The 25,922-nt window shown below is 62.4% G+C and carries 26 protein-coding genes; 11 read left to right on the forward strand and 15 right to left on the reverse strand.

All coding sequences use genetic code 11. The features are described from left to right. Positions 1–76 precede the first annotated feature (76 nt). The 4 genes from B5P46_RS07655 to B5P46_RS07670 all read right to left on the reverse strand — a co-directional run bounded on the left by B5P46_RS07655 (position 77) and on the right by B5P46_RS07670 (position 2,624). A complete protein-coding gene (locus B5P46_RS07655) occupies positions 77–613 on the reverse strand; it encodes a GXWXG domain-containing protein (RefSeq protein ID WP_129418156.1) in 537 nt (178 codons plus the stop codon). Positions 614–753: 140 nt separating this feature from the next. Then, entirely contained in the window at positions 754–1,317 is a 564-nt protein-coding gene (locus B5P46_RS07660; RefSeq protein ID WP_129418855.1) for a biotin transporter BioY, read from the reverse strand. Between the two features lie 24 nt (positions 1,318–1,341). Further along, complete coding sequence (locus B5P46_RS07665; RefSeq protein WP_129418157.1) at positions 1,342–1,950, reverse strand: energy-coupling factor transporter transmembrane component T family protein; 609 nt, start codon at positions 1,948–1,950, stop codon at positions 1,342–1,344. Beyond that, positions 1,950–2,624, reverse strand: a complete 675-nt coding sequence (locus tag B5P46_RS07670) for an energy-coupling factor ABC transporter ATP-binding protein (protein ID WP_129418158.1) — start codon at positions 2,622–2,624, stop codon at positions 1,950–1,952. The genes B5P46_RS07665 and B5P46_RS07670 overlap by 1 nt, the downstream gene beginning before the upstream one ends. A gap of 342 nt (positions 2,625–2,966) precedes the next feature. On the opposite strand from B5P46_RS07670, the gene B5P46_RS07675 reads away from it, so the two are divergent. Then, positions 2,967–4,157 (forward strand): winged helix-turn-helix domain-containing protein, encoded by a 1,191-nt coding sequence (locus B5P46_RS07675; RefSeq protein WP_129418159.1) that lies wholly within the window; start codon positions 2,967–2,969, stop codon positions 4,155–4,157. Positions 4,158–4,385: 228 nt separating this feature from the next. On the opposite strand, the gene ribB is transcribed toward B5P46_RS07675, so the two are convergent. The 3 genes from ribB to B5P46_RS07695 form a co-directional block, all read right to left on the reverse strand. Continuing rightward, positions 4,386–5,489: a 3,4-dihydroxy-2-butanone-4-phosphate synthase gene (gene ribB, locus B5P46_RS07685; RefSeq protein ID WP_129418160.1), complete on the reverse strand. Its 1,104-nt coding sequence runs from the start codon at positions 5,487–5,489 to the stop codon at positions 4,386–4,388. A gap of 12 nt (positions 5,490–5,501) precedes the next feature. Then, positions 5,502–6,599, reverse strand: coding sequence for a chorismate synthase (gene aroC, locus B5P46_RS07690; protein ID WP_129418161.1), 1,098 nt, complete (start codon positions 6,597–6,599; stop codon positions 5,502–5,504). A gap of 232 nt (positions 6,600–6,831) precedes the next feature. After that, entirely contained in the window at positions 6,832–10,011 is a 3,180-nt protein-coding gene (locus tag B5P46_RS07695) for a bifunctional diguanylate cyclase/phosphodiesterase (protein WP_129418162.1), read from the reverse strand. A gap of 245 nt (positions 10,012–10,256) precedes the next feature. On the opposite strand from B5P46_RS07695, the gene B5P46_RS07700 reads away from it, so the two are divergent. Together B5P46_RS07700 and B5P46_RS07705 are read left to right on the forward strand one after the other, a co-directional pair. Continuing rightward, on the forward strand, positions 10,257–10,517 hold the full coding sequence (locus B5P46_RS07700) for a DUF1344 domain-containing protein (protein ID WP_003569889.1): 261 nt from the start codon (positions 10,257–10,259) through the stop codon (positions 10,515–10,517). Between the two features lie 23 nt (positions 10,518–10,540). Beyond that, positions 10,541–10,783, forward strand: a complete 243-nt coding sequence (locus B5P46_RS07705; RefSeq protein WP_129418163.1) for a DUF1902 domain-containing protein — start codon at positions 10,541–10,543, stop codon at positions 10,781–10,783. 30 nt (positions 10,784–10,813) lie between these two features. Here the strand turns inward: B5P46_RS07705 and B5P46_RS07710 are convergent, their stop codons facing one another. The 4 genes from B5P46_RS07710 to B5P46_RS07725 all read right to left on the reverse strand — a co-directional run bounded on the left by B5P46_RS07710 (position 10,814) and on the right by B5P46_RS07725 (position 14,336). Further along, positions 10,814–11,404 (reverse strand): histidine phosphatase family protein, encoded by a 591-nt coding sequence (locus B5P46_RS07710; protein WP_129418164.1) that lies wholly within the window; start codon positions 11,402–11,404, stop codon positions 10,814–10,816. Positions 11,405–11,427: 23 nt separating this feature from the next. After that, positions 11,428–12,246 (reverse strand): enoyl-ACP reductase FabI, encoded by an 819-nt coding sequence (gene fabI, locus B5P46_RS07715; protein ID WP_129418165.1) that lies wholly within the window; start codon positions 12,244–12,246, stop codon positions 11,428–11,430. 121 nt (positions 12,247–12,367) lie between these two features. Continuing rightward, positions 12,368–13,585: a DnaJ C-terminal domain-containing protein gene (locus tag B5P46_RS07720; protein ID WP_206735321.1), complete on the reverse strand. Its 1,218-nt coding sequence runs from the start codon at positions 13,583–13,585 to the stop codon at positions 12,368–12,370. A gap of 292 nt (positions 13,586–13,877) precedes the next feature. Further along, positions 13,878–14,336, reverse strand: a complete 459-nt coding sequence (locus B5P46_RS07725; protein WP_129418167.1) for an RT0821/Lpp0805 family surface protein — start codon at positions 14,334–14,336, stop codon at positions 13,878–13,880. A gap of 65 nt (positions 14,337–14,401) precedes the next feature. Here B5P46_RS07725 and pdxH point away from each other — a divergent pair, with 65 nt between their 5' ends. Next, entirely contained in the window at positions 14,402–15,022 is a 621-nt protein-coding gene (gene pdxH, locus B5P46_RS07730) for a pyridoxamine 5'-phosphate oxidase (RefSeq protein ID WP_028742776.1), read from the forward strand. Between the two features lie 6 nt (positions 15,023–15,028). On the opposite strand, the gene B5P46_RS07735 is transcribed toward pdxH, so the two are convergent. Next, complete coding sequence (locus B5P46_RS07735) at positions 15,029–16,066, reverse strand: polysaccharide deacetylase family protein (RefSeq protein WP_129418168.1); 1,038 nt, start codon at positions 16,064–16,066, stop codon at positions 15,029–15,031. Between the two features lie 266 nt (positions 16,067–16,332). Here B5P46_RS07735 and B5P46_RS07740 point away from each other — a divergent pair, with 266 nt between their 5' ends. After that, complete coding sequence (locus B5P46_RS07740; RefSeq protein WP_129418169.1) at positions 16,333–17,616, forward strand: D-alanyl-D-alanine carboxypeptidase family protein; 1,284 nt, start codon at positions 16,333–16,335, stop codon at positions 17,614–17,616. Positions 17,617–17,698: 82 nt separating this feature from the next. Beyond that, the gene (locus B5P46_RS07745) at positions 17,699–18,016 is read left to right on the forward strand and encodes a MazG nucleotide pyrophosphohydrolase domain-containing protein (protein ID WP_129418170.1); all 318 of its coding nucleotides are present in this window, start codon (positions 17,699–17,701) and stop codon (positions 18,014–18,016) included. 112 nt (positions 18,017–18,128) lie between these two features. Here B5P46_RS07745 and B5P46_RS07750 read toward each other — a convergent pair whose 3' ends face one another. The 3 genes from B5P46_RS07750 to B5P46_RS07760 all read right to left on the reverse strand — a co-directional run bounded on the left by B5P46_RS07750 (position 18,129) and on the right by B5P46_RS07760 (position 21,205). Then, positions 18,129–18,620 carry a GNAT family N-acetyltransferase gene (locus tag B5P46_RS07750; protein WP_129418171.1) on the reverse strand — a complete coding sequence of 164 codons (492 nt, stop codon included), beginning with the start codon at positions 18,618–18,620 and terminating at the stop codon, positions 18,129–18,131. A 17-nt stretch (positions 18,621–18,637) separates the two neighbouring features. Next, positions 18,638–20,053 carry a metalloprotease TldD gene (gene tldD / locus B5P46_RS07755; RefSeq protein WP_129418172.1) on the reverse strand — a complete coding sequence of 472 codons (1,416 nt, stop codon included), beginning with the start codon at positions 20,051–20,053 and terminating at the stop codon, positions 18,638–18,640. Positions 20,054–20,536: 483 nt separating this feature from the next. After that, entirely contained in the window at positions 20,537–21,205 is a 669-nt protein-coding gene (locus tag B5P46_RS07760) for an invasion associated locus B family protein (RefSeq protein ID WP_206735322.1), read from the reverse strand. Positions 21,206–21,521: 316 nt separating this feature from the next. Between B5P46_RS07760 and coxB the strand changes: the two genes are divergently transcribed. The 5 genes from coxB (at position 21,522) to B5P46_RS07780 (ending at position 25,887) form a co-directional block, all read left to right on the forward strand. After that, complete coding sequence (gene coxB, locus B5P46_RS07765) at positions 21,522–22,406, forward strand: cytochrome c oxidase subunit II (protein WP_129418174.1); 885 nt, start codon at positions 21,522–21,524, stop codon at positions 22,404–22,406. A gap of 17 nt (positions 22,407–22,423) precedes the next feature. Next, a complete protein-coding gene (ctaD, locus tag B5P46_RS07770; RefSeq protein ID WP_129418175.1) occupies positions 22,424–24,124 on the forward strand; it encodes a cytochrome c oxidase subunit I in 1,701 nt (566 codons plus the stop codon). A 67-nt stretch (positions 24,125–24,191) separates the two neighbouring features. Then, positions 24,192–25,142 carry a heme o synthase gene (locus B5P46_RS07775; RefSeq protein WP_129418856.1) on the forward strand — a complete coding sequence of 317 codons (951 nt, stop codon included), beginning with the start codon at positions 24,192–24,194 and terminating at the stop codon, positions 25,140–25,142. Further along, on the forward strand, positions 25,142–25,282 hold the full coding sequence (locus B5P46_RS34305; RefSeq protein ID WP_164986459.1) for a hypothetical protein: 141 nt from the start codon (positions 25,142–25,144) through the stop codon (positions 25,280–25,282). Before B5P46_RS07775 ends, B5P46_RS34305 begins: the two co-directional genes overlap by 1 nt. Beyond that, a complete protein-coding gene (locus B5P46_RS07780) occupies positions 25,279–25,887 on the forward strand; it encodes a cytochrome c oxidase assembly protein (RefSeq protein WP_129418176.1) in 609 nt (202 codons plus the stop codon). Before B5P46_RS34305 ends, B5P46_RS07780 begins: the two co-directional genes overlap by 4 nt. The last annotated feature ends 35 nt before the right edge of the window (positions 25,888–25,922 follow it).

Below are 25,922 nucleotides of genomic sequence, written 5' to 3' on the forward strand. Positions count from 1 at the left end.
AGATCAGCCCGGCAACGGTTCGATGGCTCTGTGCCGCGATTTTCCCGAGGCGGCCGCCCGGCCATTTGCGGCATGCCTAGTCCATCACTTTCCGGAGCTCGAAGAAGAATCGCCGAGGATCGTCGCGCACGCACATCATCCCGGCAATCCCGTCATCGTCAATCCTCCGGAAATAGTCCACGACCGGCTGTTTGTCGTAGATCATCGCAGCCGTTTCGATGCCGTCGAGCGCCTGAAGCCGCAATGAAGCGGTCGTGCCTCTGGCTCGAAGCAGCTTCTGCAGGTAGGAGAAGCAGTGGCGGGCGACGAACGTCCGGCCAAGGGGCGCCATCTTGATCGCCAGCCGAATTGGGAAGAAATTTGGCTCGATCGGCACGAGACGGCCCGGTCTCCAGTTGAAGAGCAGCGCGTCCGCCCGCATGTCGGAATGGAAGCGCTTGCCAAACCAGTTGAGATTCTCGAGCACGCCGTCCAGTGGATGGCCCGACGGAATGCCGACGCCACGCCAAAGGCCGACCATGACCTTTGGCTGGATGGGTTCCAGCGACCGGAACCAGGCGGCCATCTCCTCCTGCTGGTCGCCTCGCATGCTCTCTCCTTCACGGATGTTCATTGCGACAAATGAAAAGAAGGTTTGGAAGTTCCCGCATTCATGCGGACCGGAAGCGACTTCTGGTGAAGGGCTCTATGTCTTTAGGCGCAACGGCCCCGAAGAGGGCCGTTGAGGCATTCGCCGGACAGCCGGGCTTTGCCCTAAGCGCGCGCCGGCAGCAGGGGATAGCCGACCATGACGGCGCGGCCGAGCAGGGCTGCGACGAAAGCCTTGATCACATCGCCGGGAACGAAGGCCATCGAGCCGACGAAAGCATTCTGGAACCCCAGACCGGCGACGGTCGCCAGATAGGTGATGCCGAAGGCGTAGAGCACGACGATGCCGCCGATCATGGCGGCAAGGAAGAAGCTCACCGTCTGCACCAGGCCGGATTGCTGATGGTTGACCATCCGCTCGCTGAGATAGCCGGTGACGAAGGCGGCAAAGATCCAGCCGATCAGGAAGCCGGCCGTCGGTGCCGCGAAGATCGCAAGCCCGCCGCGGCCGCCGGAAAGCACCGGCAGGCCGATCGCCACCAGCACCAGCACGATCAGCACGGCAATGGCGCCGCGTCGGGCGCCGAGCACGACGCCAGCCATCATGACGCCGAGGGATTGGGCGGTGATCGGCACCGGAATGAAGCCGAGCGAGATCGGCGGCAGCAGGCCGAGCGCCACGATGATCGCGGCAAAGAGGGCGGTAAGAACGAGGTCGCGGGTGCTCATCATGAATTCCGTGTTTATCAATCGTTAACTCACATGCCGCCGAATGCCGCGCGCGTCAATCGCCGCGGCGATATTATCCGCATCCTTAAGGGTCAGGATGATCAGCGGCGCAAGCAGCGTCGTCGGCCGCACCTTCAGCCCGCGTGCCTTATGCGCCTCGCGGATCGCCTGATAACGGCCGACGATCTCCGGCACGAAACGCAGCACCAGCCCGAGCGCCAGGCCGATATCGTCGGCCTGCACCCAGCCGGTGCGTTCGAGCGGGCGGGCAAGCGTCGTCACCTCGTCGATAAACTCCGCGATCGACGTCGTCGCCGTCACCGTGGCGGCAAGCAGCATCAGCGCCGTCAGCCGCAGCAGGGGCACGAGCGCCTCCTGCCAGGGATTGAAGAGGAGGTTGAAGAGTGCGACGACCGCGATCGTCAGGAAGATCGGCCGCAGCCGCCTGAGCGCTTCGCCGAGTGGCAGGCCGACCATGCGGTAGAGAACCGCCGTCAGCAGCACTGCGCTCGAAAGCAGCACGAGGTTATCGCTGATGAACAGGAGAATGCCGAAGGCCGTCAGCGACAACAGTTTTAGCCGCGGCGAGAGCCGGTGCATCACGCTGTTGCCTTCGACATAGAGCGACTGCATCAGGCCGCGATCTCCCTGTAGCGCACGATCGCTTCGGCAGCCGGCGCATCCGCGGCAAGCCGCCCTTCATGAAACAGCAACACCCGCTCGAAATCGGCGATCAGCTCCAGATCATGCGTGATGATGATGGCGCTTTCCGGCAGCCCGGCGATAATCCCTTCGACCAGCGCCCGGTTTTTGAGATCGAGCTGGTTGGTCGGCTCGTCGAGAATGAGAATGCCAGGCCCCGTTGCCAGGACCGAGCAGAGCGCCGCCACCTGCAACTCGCCGCCGGAAAGCTCGTGCGCACGCCGATCGGCCAGCGCCTCGGCGCCGAAGCGGGCCAGCACGCCCTCGACCTTCGCCTCGATTTCCGCCTTGGTGAAGCCGCGCCGCTTCAGCCCGAAAGCGATGTCGTCTTTGACGATCGGCAGGATAATCTGGTTCTGCGGCGACTGGAAGATGAAGCCGACATCGGCCACCGCAGCCTTCTCGTCGCTCGTGTCGCGGCCGTTGACGGTGACGCGGCCGACCGACGGTTTGGTCAATCCGTTGATCAGCCGCGCGAAAGTGGTCTTGCCCGAGCCGTTCAGTCCGATGACGCCGATGCGTTTCCCGCTGATGCCGAGCGTCAGCGGCTGCAGCGCCACCCGCACCCCGAAACTGACCCCGGCGCCTTCGAAACGAATATCCAAACCAAACCCTCGCATCCACGCGATCCCGCTGCCGACGTTTCGCGGCGTGGTACGTCTTCGACGACCGGCTCAGGAAATTGCCGCCTGCCCCTCATCCGCCTGCCGGCACCTTCTCTCCGCTCGCGGGGAGAAGGGAATATGCCGCACCGGCTTCCTTTACCCTCGACGTTGCGTTTGGCACGTCCCCTCTACCCGTTTACGGGGAGAGGGCTAGGGTGAGGGGCAGCCATCGGCGCCAACCTGACAGCAGTGCTTCTATACGGGGAACCCGTGATGATGAAAGAGCAAATCTCGTTGTCGATATCGGGTGGCTAGGAACATTTTCCGGATTAAGATGCACGTATGACGAATCTGCTTTCCAATTCCGACGCCCGCCGTGTCTTTCTTGCCAAGCAGGGCCTCAGCGCCCCGCCGAACCGCGCCTTGACCAAGGCCGGTCTGCTGCAGCTCATCCATGAACTGGGTTTCGTCCAGGTGGACAGCATCCAGACGGTGGAGCGGGCGCATCATCAGATCCTGTTTTCCCGCAACCAGACCTACAGGCGCGAGCATCTCACTGCGCTGCTCGAAAAGGACGGCGCGCTGTTCGAGCACTGGACGCATGATGCTTCGATCCTGCCGAGCGCCTTCTTCGTCTATTGGAAGCACAAGTTCCGCCATCAGGAGAAGGTGATCGTCGAGCGCTGGCGCAAATGGCGCGGCGAAGGCTTCGAGGCAGCTTTCGCAGAGACCTATGAGCGCGTTGAGCGCGACGGCGCGATCCTGGCGCGCGACATCAAGGCCGATGGACACGTTTCCGGCGGCTGGTGGAACTGGCATCCGAACAAGACGGCGCTCGAATATTTCTGGCACACCGGCAAGTTCGCCATCGCCGGCCGCTCGAACTTCCAGAAGATCTATGATCTGGCGGAACGCGTCATCCCGGCCGAGTTCCGCGAGCCCGAGGTGAGCCGCGAGGAATTCGTCGACTGGGCCTGCCGCAGCGCGCTCACCCGGCTCGGCTTCGCCACCCATGGCGAGATATCAGCCTTCTGGAACCTGGTCTCGCCCGATGAGGCCAAGGCCTGGGTATCGGCCCATCGCGACGAACTGATCGAAGTGCTGATCGAACCGGCGCTCGGCGGCAAGGCGCGCCCATCCTGGGCGTTTGCCGATTTCCTCTCGACGCTCGACGATTACCCCGGTGCGCCGCCGCGCATCCGCGTGCTCAGCCCCTTCGACCCGATGATCCGCGACCGCAACCGCACCGAACGCCTGTTCGGCTTCTTCTACCGCATCGAGGTCTTCGTGCCCGAGCCGAAGCGCGAATATGGCTACTACGTCTTCCCGTTGCTCGAAGGCGACCGGCTGATCGGCCGCATCGACATGAAGGCGGACCGGAAGAAGTCGACGCTCGACGTCAAACGGCTCTGGCTTGAGCCGGGCGTCAAGCCTTCGGCAGGCCGGCTGGAGAGGCTGGAAGCGGAGCTCGACCGGGTTGCGCGGTTTGCGGGTGTGGAGAAGGTCGTGCTTTTGGAGGGGTGGAGAGGGTAACCGAACTTCGTCGGATATACCTGCTCCTACCGAAGAGAAAGGGACCGAGACGTTGCCACGTGTCCCTTCGCCCCAGCGGGGAGAAGATGCCGGCAGGCAGATGAGGGGGTGAGCGGCAAAGCCGCGAATGCACTGAGCGCAAGCGAAGGGCAGTATGAAGGGTGTACCGTGTGGCCCCCTCATCCGACCCTTCGGGCCACCTTCTCCCCGCCGGGGAGAAGGGAGTACTCAGCAGATCTCCGTCGTGCTGATCTTGATGCCGAAACCTTCGAGGCCGACATAGTGGCGCTCGCGGCTGGTGAGCAGTTTGATCGAGCTGACGCCGAGGTCCTTGAGGATTTGTGCGCCGAGGCCGATTTCCAGCCATTCGCTGTCGCGCGTCTGGGCTTCGGCATGGGCTTCGCGGCCCTGGTTGCGGGCCTTGCGGCCGTTGTCGTGATGGCCGACGCCGACGGAGCCTTCGCGTAGATAGACGATGACGCCGCGGCCTTGTTCGGCAATCTTCTGCATGTAGAAGTCGACCGGGCTGTTCTTGCCGAAGAGATCCTCGGCGACGTTTTCCGGATGCAGACGCACCGGGATGTCGACGCCGTCGCGGATGTCGCCGAAGACGACGGCAAGATGCTGCATCGGGTCCCAGGGCAGGGAATAGGTATGGGCCTTGGCCTTGCCGAACGGCGTCTCGATGTCGAAGCTGGTGCCGAGTTCGATCAGCGTTTCCTTGCGCTGGCGGTAGGCAATGAGATCGGCGACGGAGACGAGCTTCAGCCCGTGCTGTGCGGCAAAGTCGACCACCTGCGGGCCGCGCGTCACCGTGCCATCATCATTGACGAGCTCGGAGATGACGCCGATCAGCGGCAGGCCGGCAAGCTTGCAGAGGTCGACGGCAGCTTCGGTATGGCCGGAGCGCATCAGCACCCCGCCTTCGCGGGAAACCAGCGGGAAGATGTGGCCGGGACGGACGAAATCGGAAGCGCCGACATTCGGATTGGCGAGGTTGCGCACCGTCAGCGTCCGGTCGTCGGCGGAGATGCCGGTCGTCGTGCCGTGCTTGAAATCGACCGAGACGGTGAAGGCCGTCGTATGGGCCGAATCGTTTTCCGCCACCATGGCATTGAGGTTGAGGCGCTTGGCCTCTTCCTTCGGCATCGGCGCGCAGACGATGCCGGAGGTGTGGCGGACGATGAAGGCCATCTTCTCCGGTGTGCAATGCACGGCGGCGACGATCAGGTCGCCCTCGTTCTCGCGGTCATTGTCGTCCATGACGACGACGATCTCGCCGGCCTCGAAGGCCCGGATGGCGTCGACGACGCGCTTCTGGTCATAAGACATGGGCGAGCGCTCCTATTTCAGACGGCCGGTCTGGCCGCGGTCGCGAAGATAATGGTCGGCGATCGCGCAGGCGACCATCGCCTCGCCGATCGGCACGGCGCGGATGCCGACGCAGGGGTCGTGCCGGCCCTTGGTGCGGATATCGACATTCTTGCCCTCGGCATCGATCGACTGGCGTTCGGTCAGGATCGACGAGGTCGGCTTGACGGCGAAACGCGCCACCACCGGCTGCCCGGTGGAGATGCCGCCGAGAATACCGCCGGCATTGTTGGAAAGGAAGATCGGCGTGCCGTCGTTGCCCATGCGCATCTCGTCGGCATTGTCTTCGCCTGACGTTTCGGCGGCGGCAAAACCATTGCCGATCTCGACGCCCTTGACGGCGTTGATCGACATCAGCAGCGAGGCGATATCCTGGTCGAGCTTGGCATAGATCGGCGCGCCGAGGCCGGCCGGCACACCTTCGGCGATCACTTCGATGACGGCGCCGATCGAGGAGCCGTTCTTGCGAATGCCGTCGAGATACTCCTCCCAGACCGGGACGATTGCGGCATCGGGGGAGAAGAACGGGTTCTGATCGACTTGATCCCAATCCCAGTTGCGGCGGTCGATCTTGTGCTTGCCGATCTGCACCAGCGCGCCGCGCACCGTGACGCCAGGCACGACAAGGCGGGCGATGCCGCCAGCGGCAACCCGCGCAGCGGTTTCACGCGCCGAGGAGCGGCCGCCGCCGCGATAGTCGCGAATGCCGTATTTGAGGTCATAGGTATAATCGGCGTGGCCGGGGCGGTATTGCTTGGCGATCTCGCCGTAATCCTTGGAGCGCTGGTCGGTGTTTTCGATCAGCATCGAGATCGGCGTGCCGGTGGTCGTCATCGTCTTGCCGTCGGCGTCCAGCATGACGCCGGACAGCACCTTCACCAGATCGTCCTCGCGCCGCTGGGTCACGAAGCGGGATTGGCCGGGCTTGCGCTTGTCGAGCCAGACCTGCAGGTCCTCGAGCTTGAAGCTGAGCCCCGGAGGGCAGCCGTCGACGACGCAGCCGAGCGCCGGCCCATGGCTTTCGCCCCAGGTGGTTACGCGGAAGAGGTGACCGAATGTATTGTGCGACATGTGTTCCGACCGGTGGCGCGCCAAAGCCGATCGCTGCCGGCCGCGCCATTGCTTGAAAAGGCGCGACACTCATAGGCCAAAAAACCGCCGAGGCAAAAGCCTTTCTTTGCGTCAAACCGGCAGCGGCGGAAATGCTGTTTCTGTCTTTCCCAGGGATGGACGGCGCATCTTGGCGCCATCCTCTCTGCACGGACAGGCCAGAGCTCAGGGGAGGGCGATCGGCAGGCGGCGATCAGGACGCCCGCCGCCATCCCGTTCCTGTGGCTTCGTTGGTGAAATCGTCGAAGGAGAGCGGCCGCGAGAAGGCGTAGCCCTGCAGGATGTCGCAGCCGAGATCGCGCAGCAGTTCGGCATGGGCCGCCGTCTCCACCCCTTCGGCCACCGTCTCGACGCCGAGCGAGCGGGCGATCTCGATGATCGAGCTGACCAGCGCCCGCTCCTGCGAGGCGTTGACGATCGGCTGCACCAGCTGGCGATCGATCTTCAGCCGCTTCGGCTTCAGCTTCAACAGGCTGACGATCGAGGTATGGCCGGTGCCGAAATCGTCGATCTCGATATCGATGCCGAGCGCCTTGATGCGCTCGAGATTCTGCGAGACGACGTCCTCGCTCTCGTCGAGGAAGATCGATTCCACCAGCTCGAAGGAGATCTCGCCGGGACGGATATGCAGGTCGGCGAGCGATTCCAACAGGCTGCCGTCATGCAGCCGCCGCGCCGAAACATTGACCGAGACCTTGGGCACGGCAATGCCGCGCGCCGTCCAGCGCATCTTGTCGTGCAGCGCCGTTTCCAGCACGATCCGGTCGAGCATCTGCACGACATTGATCTCGTCGGCGATGCGCAGGAACTTGTCGGGCGTGAGCAACCCCTTGGATGGATGCTTCCAGCGGACCAGCGCCTCGACACCGGTCAGCTCCATCGTCCGGGCGCAGAATTGCGGCTGATACCAGGCGGTGAATTCGCCATTGTCGATGCCGGCGAGGATCTCGTCGGCGGTGCGCTTGGTGTTGATGATATCGGCCTGGAGATTGTGATTGAAGAATTCGAAGCGGTTGCGGCCCGTGCTTTTCGCGCGATAGAGCGCGATGTCGGCATTGATCAGCACCTTGCGCGCATCGACATGGATGCCGTTGGCGAGCGCGATACCGATCGACACGCCGCAGCGGCAGGAAAACCCCTGGAAATCGATCGGCTGGCGCATCTCCTCGATGATCCGCGTCGAAAGCTGCGCCATCTCCTTGTCGCCGACGTCGAGGGCGAGGATGACGAATTCGTCGCCGCCGATGCGCGCGACGATGTCGCTGCCACGAACGTTCTTGGCGAGCACCTTCGAGGCGTGCACCAGCATCGCATCGCCGGCGGCATGGCCGAGAGTGTCGTTGATATCCTTGAAGCGGTCGAGATCGATATGCAGGATCGAGAATTTCTGCCGCTGCTGACGGCCGTCCTGGGTGAGATTTTCGAGCGCAATGTCGAGCTTGCGGCGGTTGGCGAGTGCGGTCAGCGGGTCGTGCAGCGAATTGTGCTCGATCCTGTTCTTGACAAGCTCGAGCTCGATATTCTTGGCGACCGCCTCGTCCTTGGCCGCTTTCAGCCGGATCGTCATCAGCACGTCTTCGGTGGCGTCGAAGGCGATGCCCATGATCTTCATCTCGCCGGTCCCCGTCTGGTGGACCTTGCCGACCGAGCGCACATAGCGCACCGAGCCGTCGTCGACGATCACGCGGCAGACGAGGGTGTGCGTGTCGCCGTTGCGCTTGAAGTGGCGCGCGCTTTCGAGCGCTAAGGCCCGGTCCTCGGGGTGGATGCAGCCAAGCCAGGTCTCTTCGGTCATGAAGCCGTTGCGCGGCGCAAGGCCATAGAGCTCGTGCATCCGCTCGTTCCAGATCGAGCCGCCGAGGCCGGGCCGCGCCTCCCATATGCCGCACTGATAGGAATTGAGCGCCAGGTCGAGCCGGCTGGAAAGCTCGGCGAGCTGCCCCTCGCGGCTTGAGAGCTCTTCAAGCGCCAGCTCCAGCTCGGCATTCTTGACCTCGCTCGTGTCCTTGGCCTTGCGCAGCGTGTCGGTGATCTCCGCATCGGCGGTCACGTCCCAGACGATGCCGATTGTCTTGCTGACGCCGCCGGCATCGGTATAGAAGGCGCCGACCGAGCGCAGGTGGCGGATGCCGCCGTCGCCAAGCAGGATCCGGTACTGCGCGGTGCAGGCAGCGCCGGCAATGCTGCAGCTGAAGAAATGCACTTCGGCGGTTTCACGGTCCTCGGGCAGGATCGCCGCCAGCCATTCGTCGAGCGCCCGGCTTCCTTCTTCCGCCCGTTTGCCGTGCAGGGCCGCCGCACGCGCGTCCCAGAGCAGGCTGCTCGAATGATCCTCCAGCTCCCAGATGCCGATATTGGAGGATTCCAGCGCCAGGTTGAGCCGCTGCGACAGTTCAAGCAATTTTGCTTCGCGCGTCTCCAGCGCGGTGATGTTGCGATTGCGCTCGCCGAGCAGCAGGGTCGCGAAGAAGATCGGCACAATGATGATGAAGCCGGCGGCAACGATGATCAGGCGCAACTCGGTGCGGTTTTCGGGTATCGCGTTCCAGCCGCTGTTCGGGACAGCGGAAAGCTCCCACTTGCCGCCGGCAAAACCGATCTTCTGGCGCATCGGATCCTTGCCGTCGATATCGGAGGACCCGAAGAACGGCGCCGGGGGAGCAGCTTTGGCGGCGGTCGGCGAGCCGATATCGCGGATGGCGATCGAAAGATGGCCGAGATGCGGATAGCGCTCCTGGTTTTCGCGGTCGCGCGCCGGCATCAGCCCGGTCGCCTGGTAGAACATCGTCTGGTCGATGGCGACTTCGACCGCCCCCCAGATCCGCCGCTGGCCATTCTCCTTGACGTAAACCGGGAAGAAGATGGCAAAGGCGTCCCGGCCGTCGGTGCTGATCGGGCCGTAGAAGCGTGCCGACTGGTTGCCGGCCGCGCCGGTTATCGCCTGACGAAAGAAGAGAGCCTCGCGCACGTCGCCGCCGATCCGCTCATTGACGGATTGCGGTGGGTGGATGTCGCGGATGATGAAATCAGGCGCGACGGCGATATGAATGAAAGACGGGTTCTGGATCAGCAGCCAGTTGATCTGGCGCTCCATCTCCTCTCCATTTGCCGCGCTGACGGAGATCAGGTTCGTCAGGTCGCGCACGACGCTGAGGTCCATATTGATCTCGGCCATGACGCGGGCGCGGATGAGGTTCGTCTCGTTTTCGGTGCGGATATGAAGTTCGCGCACATAGGACGCAGTATTGGCCTGGTCGAGCCCGAAGCCGACCATGATGACGACGAGGGCGACAAGCGACGAAACCAGAAACGAGACGCGGCTATTCTTCAACACGCGCCGCAACTGCTTGCTGTCGCTGAGCCTGGATAACAAAATGAAACCCCCATGTTGACGAGCAACTGTAGGGCGCGCGGGTTAATTTACGATTGCCCGCCTTCGGACGCCGAGAGATCGCCGGAAGGGAAAAAGCGCGGGTTAACGCGGCATTTTGATTATATTTAAAATCCTATTCATCAATTGGGCGGGAAAAGCCATCCTTACGGGCAATTTTCGCCATATTCAGGAGCTTATCTGTGGCCGGTCATGTTCTCGTGCAGCGTCTTAAAAGGATTGTCGCCATGCGTTTCGTCGTCGCCACGCTTTTGGCAACAGCAAGCTTCCTGTCACCGATGAGCGGTTTTGCCGAGAGCGCCGATGTCGAGGCGACGATCAAGAAGGTCGACACGGCCAATCTCGTGCTGACGCTCGACGACGGCAAGACCTATCAGGCGCCCGAGGAATTCAATTTCGACGGCCTCGAAGCCGGCGTGAAGGTGATCGTCTTCTATACCGAGGTCGACGGCAAACGCGTCATCAACGATCTCGATATCGTTAAATAGGCGGTTCTCTGGAGAATGACCGAATGAAGCACGCCTCCATCGTCGTGCGCGCGGATTGGGATGAAGAGGCTGGCGTTTGGGTTGCCAGCAGCAACGATATCGACGGGCTGGCTATCGAGGCCCACACCTTTGAAGCCCTTAAGGCCAAGGTCGCCGCAGCTATAACTGATCTTTTCGAGCTGAACGGCTTCAGCTCAAGCCTGCCGGAAATCCCGATCCACATCATGGCCGGACAGATCGTTCGCATCCCCAATCCAACCTGCTAAGCGTATGGCCGGATTTGCGAATCCGAAGCGTTACAGCCAGGCGATTGTCCGCTCAGTGGTTTCGATCCTGATAATCCGGTCCTGCGGGATCGCGCCTTCCGCAGCGCTGCTTTTCGGCAGGTCGGCGATCGTCTGGAAAAGCGTGCGGATGACGCCGCCATGGGTGACGCAGACCGTCGGACGATCGACGGAGTTCAGCCAAGAGCCGGTGCGCCAGGAGAGGATTTCGTAGCTTTCCGCATCATCGCCGGGCGGGATGAAATCCCATTTCGAGGCGTTGCGTTCCGCCACCCGCTCGCGCTGCGTCGCCTTCAGCTCCTTGATCGTCGAGCCTTCCCAGTCGCCGAAGGAAATTTCCACCAGCCTCGGATCGGTGCGATAGGCAAGCGGCGGCAGGCCCATGGCGGTGCGCATGATTTCCATCGTCGCGCGTGTGCGCCCGAGCGGGCTGGCGACGAAATCGAATTCGTCAGTTCTGTCGCCGAGAATCCCGGCAAGCGCGATGCCGTTCTGCCGGGCCTGTTCCAGGCCCGTGGCATTCATAGGGATATCCTTCTGACCCTGCAGACGCCGCTCCGCATTCCAGGCGGTCTGGCCGTGTCTGATCACGTAGATAAGCACGGTCTCACATCCCTATGGAGAAATCAGTCCTTGACGACGGAAATGTCGGGCGCGTCGACCGCCTTCATGCCGATGACATGATAGCCGCTGTCGGCATGGTGCACTTCGCCGGTGACGGAGCGCGACAGGTCCGACAGGAGATAGAGGCCGACATCGCCGACTTCCTCGATGGTGACGGTGCGGCGCAGCGGCGCGTTATATTCGTTCCACTTCAGAATGTAGCGGAAATCGCCGATGCCGGAGGCGGCAAGCGTCTTGATCGGTCCGGCCGAGATGGCATTGACACGGATGTTCTGCGGTCCGAGGTCGACGGCGAGATATTTGACGCTGGCTTCGAGCGCGGCTTTGGCGACACCCATGACGTTATAATTCGGCATCACCTTTTCGGCGCCGTAATAGGTCAGCGTCAGCATGGCGCCGCCATCCGTCATCAGCTTCTCGGCGCGGCGTGCGACCGAGGTGAAGGAATAGACGGAGATCTGCATCGTCTTGGTGAAATTGTCGGGCGAGGTGTCGACGTAGCGGCCGGTCAGCTCGTCCTTGTCGGAGAAGCCGATCGCATGCACGAGGAAATCGATCTTGCCCCACAGCTTTTCGACGTTCCCGAAAACCTCATCGATGGTGGCTTCATCGGCGACGTCACAGTGGCCGACGAGCGTCGCGCCGATTTCGGCGGCGAGCGGCTCGACACGCTTCTTCAGCGCATCGCCCTGATAGGTGAACGCAACTTCTCCGCCCTGCGCATGAATGGCCTTGGCAATACCCCACGCAATCGAACGATTGTTGGCGACACCCATGATGACGCCGCGTTTGCCTGCCATGAGGCCGGATGCTTGAGCCATATTTCGCTCCCTAGGATTCTAATCGATCCTGCCTATGGCATAGGCCGTTAATCGGTTCAAGCTTGGCCGGGATCATCAACTGTTAGGGATCGTAATAAAGGGTGCGAATGTCATAAAAATTTCATAGGAACAGGCCTTCGCGCATGCTCCGCATGAGATCGGTGATTTTGTCGTCGGGTTTTTCCCACAAGATAATGCGCAATTCGACGACCAGATCGCCTCTGCCGCCCTCTTCGCGGGGCAATCCCTGGTTGGGAATTCTAATCGTCTTGTCCGAGCCGGACCATGCGGGGATCGTCACGTTCAGCGGCCCACTCGGTCCTTCGATACGCGCCTCGGTGCCGAGCACGGCATTTTCGATGCTGAGCGGCAGCACGGCGTGCAGATCGAAACCATCGACCGTGAAGCGCGGATCGGGCGCGATGCGAATGTTGATGACGGCGTCGCCGCGCTGCATGCCAGGCAGCTTGAAGCCCTGTCCCTTGAGCCTGACCTCGTGACCGTCGGTCGTGCCTGCCGGCAATGCGAAGCCGATTTCGCGGCCCTCCGGCAGCGACGCGGTGATCCAGCCGCTCTTCAACACGTCGTCGATCGTGACCGTCGCCGTCGTCACCTCATCCGGTGCTTTATCGAGGCCCGTATCCTTGGCGCCGGTGAAACGGCGCACCAGATTTGTCAGGATGCTGAGCGGCAGCGACAGGTTGGCGGCGGCATTCTGAGCAGCTTCGCTCGGTTCCTCATCGCCCTTGACCTCGGCCTCGGTGGCATCGCCATCCATGCGCCTGCCGGCATCGTCCTGGGTGTTTTGTGCCTGCGGATTTTGGGCCTGCTGATATTGCGTCTGCTGGGCGCGACCCTGCGCCTGGCTGCCGGCCGCCGCGCGAGCCTGGGCGCCAAAAATGCGATCCACCATCTCGTCGGCGGCCTCAGCCGAACCTGCCTGTTGCCTGGAGCCGTCGGCAGCGGCCTTCTGGGCGGCGCGCGCCAGCTCTTCCATCACGCGCTCGGCATTGGCCTGCGCTGCCTTGGCACGCACGGCCGCCTCGCGGGCGGCCTGGCGCTGCTGCATGATCGTCTGTTCGTGCTTCTTGGCTTCGGCCATCCGCAGGGCATTGTCGAACAGGCTGCGTTTGCGCGGGTCCTTCAGGGTTTCATAGGCGCGGCCGATCTCGGCGAACCGGGCCGTCGCCGTCGGGTCGTCCTGATTGTGGTCGGGATGGGCAGCCTTGGCCATGTTGCGCCAAGCCGCCTTGATCTCGTCTGCTGCCGCGTCGCGCTTGACGCCCAGAATTTTGTAAGGATCGCGCATGTCAAAACCGCCGGTGTTGCGATGCGGCAAGCCTCGTCCTTGCCCGGCATCCCCGTCCAATAAAACGTGTGTGGCGTCACCCGCTGCAAAGGCAGGAACAGCCACTCTCAACGCCGATCCTGCGGCGGAGTTGCTAATCACTTGTTATTTCTGTGAAGAGATGCGGGGTGTTTCGCGGTAAATGGTTAGCTCTTTGCTAAGCATTCGGCAGAAAGCGGTTACGCGTTAACCTGTTGGTGAGGGCGCTGCGCGTCTTTTCGGACGCGCGAGGGACGCTGCAAAATTTTAAGGAATTGTGCGGGAGCCGGATCAGCCCGCCGGATCAGCTTTCCGGCTGGAAGCTCAGAAGCTGCCAGTTGCCGCCGCCGACGAGGCAGGTCTTGCCGTAGAATTTGGCGATGCCGACATAGGAATGCCGGGTCGTGCGGAACTGGCGGCAGACCTGGCCGGACTCGTTATTCTCGACGATCGTATCGATGACGCCGGCACTGCCGGTCGATGCGTTCGCCCAGGGAAGCGGCTGGCCCTCGAGCCTTTGCACGTCGGCCGAGGTCACGGCATTGCGCACGGTCATTTCGTCGGAAAGCGTGTCGGTGCTCGGCGGCGTCTGCGGCACGGTGCCGGTTGCCACCGACCGGTCGACCTTGGCTTCACTCAGGAAATCCATGCCGCCGCCGACGCAGCCGGACAGCGACAACATCGCGACGCCGATGACGAAGAACGCGCTGCTGCGTCGCCGCAGGCCCTTTGTATGGCGAGATGACTTTGCTATGACTTCCACCCTGCATCCTGTCCAGTTATCAAAAGCTGGGCGAGTTTTGAATAATCCGGGGCATTTGAACCAATATGTCGGCAAACGAGTTAACAAGCGGTGACTTTACCGAAAGTGGCGAGCCCTTCAAGCTCTTTGCCGAATGGCTGAAAGAAGCCGAGGCTTCCGAGCCCAATGACCCCAATGCGGTGGCGCTGGCAACGGTCGATGAGGATGGTCTTCCCAATGTCCGCATGGTTCTCCTGAAGGGATTCGACGACGACGGTTTCGTCTTTTACACCAATTTCGAGAGCCAGAAAGGCCGCGAAATTCTCGGCCAGAAAAAGGCGGCCATGTGCTTTCACTGGAAAAGCCTGCGTCGTCAGGTAAGGCTGCGCGGCCCCGTCGAGATCGTCACCGATGCCGAAGCGGACGCCTATTTCAAGACGCGGGCGCGCGGCAGCCGGATCGGCGCCTGGGCCTCCAAACAATCCCGCCCGCTCGAAAGCCGTTTCGCGCTGGAAAAGGCCGTGGCCGAATATACCGCGCGTTATGCCATCGGCGAGATCCCGCGCCCGGCCCACTGGTCCGGCTTCCGCATCCGCCCGACCTCGATCGAATTCTGGAAGGACCAGAAATTCCGCCTGCATGACCGCGTCGAATTTCGCCGGCCGTCACCGGAAGGCGAATGGGACAAGGTGCGGATGTATCCGTAACGGGCTTTACCTGCCCATCAGCTTCAACGGTATGCCGGAGGCGAGCGCCGAGACGTAGCGTCGCTTCTGGTAGAAGCCGTTGAGCGAAATGCGCGGGAGATAGCCGGTCAATTGCGCTGCCGGCAACCCGGGCTGCGTGGTGACGGCAAGGGTAAAGCCGAGATTGCGAGCGATGCGCGCCTCGCGGGCGGTCGCAGCCGCCGGCGTGCCATAGGGATAGGCGATCGTCTCGGGACGGATGCCGGTCACCGCCTCGACGTAGTCCGCCGAAACCTGCATTTCGATTCGCGCTTCGGCTTCCGGCAGCCGGGCGAGCGCCCGATGGCTGATCGTATGGGCGCCAAGTGTTGCGAGCGGATGAGCCGCCAGCCATTGCAATTCGCCTGGCCCCATCACCAGCTCGCGGACGATATCCGTCGGCTCGATGCCGTTTTCGCGCGCCAGCAGATCGATGGCGGCAACCGCGCGCGCCTCGTCGGAGCCGTGGATATAGGCGGCAAAGCGGTCGAAGGCATGCCATTGCTCCTGCGGGCTGTCGAACGCCAGCCGCTCTCTGCCGCGGCCGAAATCGAAGTGGATTTCGCTTGGCCGGCGCAAGAGGACGGCGAGCGTTTCCCACCAGATGCTGTGAGAGCCTTCGGCAAAACCCTTGGCGACGAACACTGTGAACGGCGCCTGATGCCGCTCGAACACCGGCAGCGCATGTTCCAGATTGTTGCTGTATCCGTCGTCGAGCGTGAAGGCCGCGAAGGGCCTTGCGCCTTCCGGCTCGGCCAGCAGCGTCGGCACCTCGCCGAGCGGCACGAAGCGGTAGCCCTCCCGCCGCAATTGCCGCAGCGCCGCATCGAGAAAACGGGGGGTGATTTCGAGATGCGCATTCGGCTCGAAAGCCTGGGGCAGGTGAGGGCGGACATGATGCAGCGTGAAGACGACGCCGCGCCCGCGTGCTTCGCGCATCAGCCCGGCCAATGCGAGCAGCCAGGAAAACTCGAGCCCGGCGCCAATCGCCAGTCGCTTGCCCAATCGCTTGAATTGTCCCGTCATGCGGCGCTTGTCCCCTGCCTTTTGCGGAAACTATCAAGCGCGACTTAAGCCTTGCTGAATCCCGATCCGGCACGGGTCTTTCATTTCTTGTTTACCAAGACGGTGAAAAGACTAGAAAAATGTTAGGCGTTGCCTCAAAGTCGCGCCAAACTTACGGCTTCTGTCACATTACGGCACAAATGCCGGTCTGACCGAGAGCCGGCGCATAACGGGCCAAGCGTATGAGGGGCCAGGGTATGAGGGGCCAGGGTATGAGGGGAAAGTGCATGAGAAAGCTTTTGGCGGCTGTTTTGACCGTAACGCTTGCCGTTTCGGCGCCACTTGCGGCCCTTGCCGGCAACGCTTCGCTGATCCTCGATGCCCGGACCGGCAAGGTTCTCGCCGCCGAAAACGCCGATACGCTGAACCATCCGGCCTCGCTGACGAAGATGATGACGCTCTATCTCACCTTCGAGGCGTTGAAGCGCGGCAAGATCACCTGGGACACCCCGATCAAGATGTCGAAATACGCCGCCGCACGCCCGCCGACCAAGCTTGGCGTCAAGGCGGGCGGCACGATCACCGTGCGCGAGGCGGTCTATGGCATGATCGTTAAATCCGCCAATGATGCCGCCTCCGCAATGGGCGAGAAGCTCGCCGGCTCGGAAAGCGGCTTTGCCCGGGTGATGACGGCCAAAGCCCGCCAGCTCGGCATGAGCCGCACCGTCTTCGTCAACGCCTCCGGCCTGCCGGACGGCCGTCAGGTCACGACGGCGCGTGACATGTCGACGCTCGCCATCGCGCTGATGAAGAATTATCCGAACGAATACCGGCTGTTTTCGACGGCCAGTTTCAATTTCCGCGGCCGAACGGTGCGCGGCCACAACAATCTCATGTACCGCTACCAGGGCATGGACGGCATCAAGACCGGTTATACCAACGCTTCCGGCTTCAACCTCGTCAGCGCCGTCAGAGACGGCAACCGCCGCGTGGTCGGCGTCGTGCTCGGCGGCCGCACCGCCCGCAGCCGCGACGCCAAGATGGCTGGTTTGCTCGACCGTTATCTCGGCCGCGCCTCGTCTTCCGGCGGCGCAAAGCTGATGGCGAGCGTCGGCGCGCGGGAACCCGTCGAAGTCGCGTCCGCCGCCGAGGCCTCCGATGTTCCGGTGCCGCTCAACGCACCGCGCCCGGCCGACGATCTCGCAGCAAAGAGCCTTGCCTATGCCGATGACGCCGTCGTGCCGCTGGAGCGTCCCGTCGCGATGGACGAGATCCTGAACGCCGGCAAGACGCCGAAGACATCGGCAGAGAAGACCAATGGCGACTGGCAGATCCAGATCTCAGCCGCACCGAGCGCCGATGCGGCGCGTGCGCTTCTCGCCCAGGCGCAGTCGGAAGGTGGCGCGCCGCTCGTTTCCGCTTCGCCCTATACCGAAGCGGTCGGGCAGGGGGCCAACAAGATCTATCGCGCCCGCTTCGTCGGTTTCGTCAGCAAGGATGCCGCCGTCTCGGCCTGCGATGCCCTGAAGCAGCGCTCCTATGACTGCATGCTGCTGCCGGACCACGGCTGATCGCCGCCCGGCGGTCTGGACAATCCACTCTGGACAAGCAGCGGGAATCAGCGTCTCCTCCCTAAACAAAAGGAGAACGCCTATGCTGCGCCGTCTCGCCGACCAGTTCGAAATTTCTTCCTCCACCCATGTTGCGGCCCACGGCATTGAGCGTGATGCCGATTGGTTCCTTCTAAAACTGCAGGAGGAAATGGGCGAGCTGACACAGGCCTGGAACCGGCTGACCGGGCGCGGTCGTGCGAAGGGGCGTTCACCGGAAGATATGCAGCAAGACCTTGCCGACGAGACCGCTGACGTCCTCGGCCACCTCCTGCTCTTCGCCCGACACAACGATATCGACCTTGCCGCCGCGATCGAACGCAAGTGGCTGTTTCAGCCGGCGCAAACGTCGAAGAGCTGATCCAAGGCGCCGAAAATGCGCAATGTGTTTGGGGACGACGGCATTTCGATGTGACGCGCTTTAGGCGAGGCTGTCCCTCGTCAACCGCACAAGGATTCTCTCGCAGCTTAAGTCAGCCGACCTTATAGCGGTAGAATTTGCTGTCCACCGCCATCAGCGGGAAGGCGCGGGGCAGGGCGCTTTTGGCGATCTCGCTAAAGCCGTTCTTCTCGTAGAAACGGTGCGCGGCGACGAACTTGTCCGTCGTGCCGAGGAAGATATCGGTGAGGCCGGCATCCCTGGCATGGGCAAACAGCCGATCGAGAAGCCGTGCGGCCACGCCATGCTCGGAGCCGCGAACCTCAGCTGAGACGAACATCTTGCGCAGCGCCGCCTGGTTGTTGCCGATATCCTTGAGCCCGACCGTACCGACGATAGCGCCATCCTTGACGGCGACCCAGAACTGCCCCTTCCCGGACTGATAGAAATCCGGGATGACCCTGAGATCCGGCTGCGCATCCACGGTGATGTCGATGCCGAATTCCTCGCGCTGGATCGGCAGGATCACCGAAAGCACGGCATCGGCGTCATCGGTTGTGAAGGGTCTGATTTCGACCTCCGCCATCAGTGAATCCTTTCGCCTCAGGTCTGCGTGCCGCCGACCGTCATCTGATCCATGCGCAGATGTGGCTGGCCGACGCCGACCGGAACCCATTGGCCGGCCTTGCCGCAATTGCCGATGCCGGTATCGAGCTTCATGTCGTTGCCGATCATCGACACCCGCTTCATCGCATCCGGGCCGTTGCCGATCAGCATCGCGCCCTTGATCGGCGCGCCGACCTTGCCGTTCTCGATCAGATAGGCCTCGGTGCAGCCGAAGACGAACTTGCCGGAGGTGATGTCCACCTGGCCGCCGCCGAAGGAGACGGCGTAGATGCCCTTCTTCACCGAGGCGATGATTTCCTCAGGTGTCTTGTCGCCGCCGAGCATATAGGTGTTGGTCATGCGCGGCATCGGCACATGGGAATAGCCCTGGCGGCGGCCGTTGCCGGTGGGCGCCATGCCCATCAGCCGGGCATTCTGCCGATCCTGCATATAGCCGACGAGCTTGCCGTTTTCGATCAGCACGTTGTAGGCGGACGGCGTGCCCTCGTCGTCGATGGTGATCGAGCCGCGGCGATTGTCGATCGTGCCGTCATCGACGACGGTGACGCCGGGAGCGGCGACCATCTGGCCGAGAAGGCCGGCAAAGGCCGAGGTCTTCTTGCGGTTGAAATCGCCTTCCAGCCCGTGACCGACCGCCTCGTGCAGCATCACGCCCGGCCAGCCGGAGCCGAGCACCACGTCCATCGTGCCCGCCGGCGCATCGATCGCCTCGAGATTGACGAGCGCCTGGCGCAGCGCCTCGTCCGCGCCGTATTGCCAGCTGCCCTCGGCGATGAAATCACCGAAGCCGATGCGCCCGCCGCTGCCATAGGAGCCGCTCTCCTGCCGCTCGCCTTCGCCGACCATGACCGAAATGTTGATGCGCGTCATCGGCCTGATGTCGCGCACGCGGTGTCCGTCGGCGCGCAGGATATCGACGACCTGCCAGCTTGCGGCGACCGAGGCCGTCACCTGGCGCACCTTGTCATCCTTGCCCCTGAGATAAGCGTCGATGTCCTGCAGGACCTTGACCTTCTCCTCGAAGCTCGGCTGGCCGATCGGGTTCTCATCGCTGTAGAATTTCTTGTTGGTGCCCTGGGGTGCGGCCGCATAGGAGCCGGAATAGCCGCGCGTCACCGCGCCGACGGCATCGGCCGCCCGCTTCAACGCCGCCACCGAGAGATCGCCGGCATGGGCATAGCCGACCGCTTCGCCGGCAACGGCACGCAGGCCGAACCCTTGCTCGGTGTTGAAGCTGCCACCCTTCAGCCGGCCATTGTCGAAGGTCAGCGCTTCCGCCTGCGCATGCTCGATGAACAGTTCGCCGTCATCGGCGCCGGACAAGGCCTCGGCGACAAGGCCACGCATCGTAGCTTCGTCGGCATCGAAAAGCGTCAGGAGATCGGTGGTCATGATATGGCTCCAATGGGCATGCGTTCGGGAATGCACTTAGTCATCTAGATAGGGCTCAATATAATAAGGAGTGAAGCCCTGCCGTCGAATTATTCTTTGTTGGGCAGGATGATGTGGCGAGACGGAACGTACCACGCGATGAGCAGGCGGGGAACGGAGAGGGCGCGGCGCAATCTCTTCTCCCCTCGGGGAGAAGGTGCCGGCAGGCGGATGAGGAGGCCGCACGGCACATCCTCACGTAAATCCTATTCCCGGTTCGCCCACGATAACACCGCGCGCTCTCAAGACCCTGAGCGCGGGTCGAGGACGATGCCAGCGCGGTCGAAGCTCGCATGGGCTTTGTTGAAAAGACCGGCTTCGCCGGCCCCCTCATCCGCCCTACGGGCACCTTCTCCCCGCTGGGGAGAAGAGGGAATCGAGACGTAACGACCTACCCTCCGCGCCGCCTGGGAGGGGCGGACCCACGGAAGCCGCCAATTGACCTCACGGCAGAGCGTCGAAACCTTCGGCGAAGCCCTTGAGGTCGACGGGGATGCCGATGCCTTCTTCCGGGGTCTGGAAGACGATGAAGGTTGCCTGCGCGCCGCTGCGGAAGGTCTTGAGCAGCTCGTCCTCGAGCACGACTTCGGCATAGCAGCCATCGGCGAAGCAGCGGACGAAATAGGCGCGGCCGATATCCTTGCCGTCGACATTGAGCCCGAGGCCGTTCGGCAGCAGCACGCCAAGCGGCGCGAGCACGCGCAGGATCTTCGACTTGCGGTCGGCCGTCTTCAGGACGACGACGGAAAGCCCAACCTCCGGCCGATCCTCGGCGATGACATTCTGCATCAGAGCGCATTGCTCGGTGGCCGCACCCGCCGGCTTGTCGCAGACGACGGACCATGCGCCATGATTGGACTTCACCGTGCCGGGCGCCGGCGGCTGTGTCTGGCCGGGTGTCACCGGTTCGACATTCGGTTTGGCGGCACTCGGCTGTTGCGGCGCCGGGGCGGGAGCAGGTGCCGGTGCGGCAGCCGGAGGCTTGGCCTGCGAGGGGGCGGGTTGCTGCTGTGCGAAAACGGGCGTCGTCGCTGCGGCCGCGATGCTGGCAGCCAGGAGAAGCGACTGCGCGAGGGAACGGAAACCCATGGAAACCTCTGGATATCGAATCATTGCGGCTATTGTTGAAGCTGCCCACCAAAAATGAAAAGCCCCACCCCGTGAAAACCGGGGGACTGCGGCGGAAATTGGACCTTTGCGAAATAATGTGTCGCGCACGGATTGGCCGGAAAGCCGATTTTTCATATGCTGATGAAAAACTTGGGATGTTTTGCCGTTCTGGCCTGCCTATGCTTTGAGCAAAAATGCCGCATAGACAATTGCTCTGACCTGTTGCGGCGAATGCCAAACTGTGGTTTGAAGCGCTGAAGATGGCAAGGATTCTGCGTTCTATTTTGCAGGTCAAGCGCTCGAGGGAGATAATAAGGTGATGAAGAAGGCTTATGCAGCCCTGACCACGCTGGTCTGTCTGCTTTTTGCTTCCGGCACATATGCCGACCAGCCCACGCCGTGGCAGGCGACGCTGCAGCCGGCGGCAACGCCGATCATGCGGGAAATCCACTGGTTCGAACAATATACCCTGTGGTTTATCGTTCCGATCACGCTCTTTGTACTGGTCCTGCTCATCGTCGTCTGTGTCAAGTTCCGCGCCAGCGCGAACCCGGTTCCCTCGAAGACGAGCCACAACACGCTGATCGAGATTGCCTGGACCGTGGGGCCGGTCCTGGTGCTGCTTCTTCTCGCCATTCCTTCGTTCAACCTGCTGACGGCGCAGCTGACGCTGCCCGAAAACCCCGACGTCACGATCAAGGCGACCGCCACCCAGTGGCAGTGGAACTACGAATATGAAGGTTCGGGCGAAAGCCCGCTCGCTTTCGATTCCTTCCTGCTGAAGGATCAGGATCGCCCGGCCGCCGGCAAGGAAGACAAGTCGATCTATCCGCGTCTTCTCGCCGTCGATAACGAACTGGTCCTGCCGGTCAATAAGACGGTCCGCGTTCTCGTGACCGCAGCACCCACCGACGTCATTCACGCTTTCGCCATGCCGTCCTTCGGCGTCAAGATCGATGCCGTGCCGGGCCGCCTGAACGAGACCTGGTTCAAGGCCGAGCGCGAAGGCCTGTTCTACGGCCAGTGTTCCGAGCTCTGCGGCAAGGACCATGCGTTCATGCCGATCGCCATCCGCGTCGTCTCCGAGGACAAGTATAAGCAGTGGCTGACCGCAGCCGCCAGCGACCTGCCCGGCGCCTACAAGTCACTCATGGCCGCAACCGATGGTCCCGCAAAGACCGTCAACGTCGCCGAAGCACAGTAATTAAGGGGATCGGGACAATGGCTGGACCTTCCGCTCACGACGATCATTCTCATGATCACGCCGCCCATCATGACCACGCGCATGACGATCACGATCACGGGCACAAGCCGAGCTTTGCCAATCGCTGGCTGTTCTCGACCAACCACAAGGACATCGGCACGCTCTACCTGATCTTCGCGATCATTGCCGGCATCATCGGCGGCGCGCTGTCGGTTGCCATGCGCATGGAGCTGCAGGATCCTGGCATCCAGATCTTCCACGGCCTGGCCTCGATGGTCTACGGCTATGAGGGCGATGCCGCGATCGACGGCGCCAAGCAGATGTTCAACATGTTCACGACAGCGCACGCGCTGATCATGATCTTCTTCATGGTCATGCCGGCGATGATCGGCGGTTTCGCCAACTGGATGGTGCCGATCATGATCGGCGCGCCGGACATGGCCTTCCCGCGTCTGAACAACATCTCCTTCTGGCTGATCGTTCCCGCCTTCGCGCTGCTGCTGCTGTCGATGTTCGTCGAAGGCCCGGCAGGCGCTTATGGCACGGGTGGCGGCTGGACGATGTATCCGCCGCTGGCGACAAGCGGCACGCCGGGACCGGCGGTCGATCTTGCGATCTTCGCGCTCCACATTGCCGGCGCCTCGTCGATCCTCGGTGCGATCAACTTCATCACCACGATCCTCAATATGCGCGCTCCCGGCATGACGCTGCACAAGATGCCGCTGTTTGCATGGTCCGTGCTGATCACCGCCTTCCTGCTCTTGCTGTCGCTGCCGGTTCTGGCAGGCGGCATCACCATGCTGCTCACCGACCGCAATTTCGGCACTGCGTTCTTCTCTCCGGAAGGCGGCGGCGATCCGATCCTTTACCAGCACCTGTTCTGGTTCTTCGGTCACCCCGAGGTCTACATCCTCATCCTGCCGGGCTTCGGCATGGTCAGCCACATCATCTCGACCTTCTCGAAGAAGCCGATCTTCGGCTATCTCGGCATGGCCTACGCCATGGTCGCGATCGGCGCCGTCGGCTTCGTCGTCTGGGCCCACCACATGTACACTGTCGGCCTGTCGCTCGACGCGCAGCGCTACTTCGTCTTCGCGACGATGGTCATCGCCGTTCCGACGGGCGTGAAGATCTTCTCCTGGATCGCGACGATGTGGGGCGGCTCGATCTCGTTCCGCACGCCGATGCTCTGGGCGATCGGCTTCATCTTCCTGTTCACGGTCGGCGGCGTCACCGGCGTCCAGCTCGCCAATGCCGGTCTCGACCGCTCGCTGCATGACACCTATTACGTCGTGGCTCACTTCCACTACGTTCTGTCGCTCGGCGCCGTCTTTGCGATCTTCGCCGGCTGGTACTACTGGTTCCCGAAGATGACCGGCTACATGTACAACGAGCTGGTCGGCAAGCTGCATTTCTGGATCATGTTCATCGGCGTCAACCTGGTGTTCTTCCCGCAGCACTTCCTCGGCCTCGCCGGCATGCCGCGCCGCTACATCGATTATCCGGATGCCTTTGCCGGCTGGAACTACGTTTCCTCGATCGGCTCCTACATCTCGGCCTTCGGTGTGTTGATCTTCCTCTACGGCGTCTTCGAAGCCTTCGCCAGGAAGCGTGTCGCCGGCGACAATCCGTGGGGTGAGGGTGCAACGACGCTCGAATGGCAGCTGCCTTCGCCGCCGCCTTATCACCAGTGGGAACAGCTTCCGCGCATCAAGTAAATTGCGCGGACATCAGGACGCCGCATTCGATACGGCGTCCTGATCGTAAGACATTCAGGACGGAATGATGACGGTCATCGACAATCACGGGGCGCTTGCAAAGGACGGCGAATTGTCGGAAGCGAGTGCGCGCGATTATTTCGAATTGTTGAAGCCACGGGTCATGTCGCTCGTGGTCTTCACTGCCTTTGCCGGTCTCGTGCTGGCGCCGGGCCACATCCATCCCGTCCTCGGCCTGATCGCAATTCTCTGTATCGCCGTCGGCGCCGGCGCCTCCGGCGCGCTGAACATGTGGTATGACGCCGATATCGACGCCATCATGAGCCGCACCGCCAACCGTCCGATCCCGGCCGGCCGCATCGCGCCCTCCGAGGCACTCGCCTTCGGTCTGGTCCTGTCGGGCTTTTCGGTGGTGATCCTCGGCCTGGCCGTCAACTGGCTCTCGGCCGGCATCCTCGCCTTCACCATCTTCTTCTATGCCGTGGTCTACACCATGTGGCTCAAGCGCTCGACGCCGCAGAACATCGTCATCGGCGGTGCCGCCGGCGCCTTCCCGCCTATGATCGGCTGGGCTTGCGTCACCAACAGCGTGACGATCGAGAGCACCGTTCTGTTCCTCATCATCTTCCTGTGGACGCCGGCGCATTTCTGGGCGCTTGCCCTCTTCAAGATGCGCGATTACGAGGCCGTCGGCGTGCCGATGCTGCCGAACGTCGCCGGCGAGCGGGTGACCAAGCATCAGATCGTCGCCTATGCGGTGCTGACCGCCGTCTGCGCGGTCTTGCCGTCCTTCCTCGGTTTCGCGAGCCTCGGTTACGGCTTTGTCGCCGCCGCCCTCGGCGCGATCTTCATATACTGTTCCATCGCCGTCTGGCGCATGCCCGACGGCGATCTGAAGATGATCCCGGCGAAGAAGCTCTTCGGTTTCTCGATCTTTTATCTTTTCGCCGTGTTCTCCGCCTTGATGATCGACCGGCTGGCGTCGGTGCTGGTCTCGCATGCGGGAGGTTGGTTCTGATGGAATTGCTCAAGCTCACGGAAGCGCAGCGCAAGTCGCGCCGCAACCGCAACATCGCCCTCGGGCTGGTGCTTGCCGGCCTCGTCATTCTCTTCTACGCGATCACCATCGTGAAGATCGGCGGAGGAATGGCTGGATGAGCGAAAACGCCGCCGCACCGAAGAAGCAGGGCCGCAACAACGGCGCCGTCGTCATGATGTGCCTGAGCTTCGTCTTCGGCATGGGCGCGATGAGCTATGCCGCCGTGCCGCTCTACCGCATCTTCTGCCAGGTGACCGGCTATAACGGCACGACGCAGCGCGTCGACCAGGTTTCGAGCGTCGTGCTCGATCGCACGATGCGCGTCACCTTCGACGCCAATGTCGCCCCCGGCCTGCAATGGGACTTCAAGCCGGTCGAGCGCGAGGTCAATCCCAAGATCGGCGAGACCATCCAGGTCAATTTCACCGCCGAGAATCGTTCGAACGAGACCCAGCGCGGCCAGGCGGTTTTCAACGTCACGCCGGGCGAAGCCGGCGTCTATTTCAACAAGGTGCAATGTTTCTGCTTTACGGAAACGGACCTGAAGCCGGGCGAGAAGCTCGACATGCCGGTGGTGTTCTACATCGATCCTGAAATCGTCAAGGCGGTGGAATCCAAGAATATCCATACGGTTACGCTGTCATATACGTTCTACCCGAAAGAGGGTCCGAAGCCGGTGGCTTCGAATGAGGGTGGAGCGGAGAAGATTGAAAAGAAACTTTGATCAAGGCTCGTTTCCGGTTATGCCGGGAGCGGAGT

This window comes from Rhizobium leguminosarum, from assembly GCF_004123835.1.
Taxonomy (GTDB): domain Bacteria; phylum Pseudomonadota; class Alphaproteobacteria; order Rhizobiales; family Rhizobiaceae; genus Rhizobium; species Rhizobium leguminosarum_M.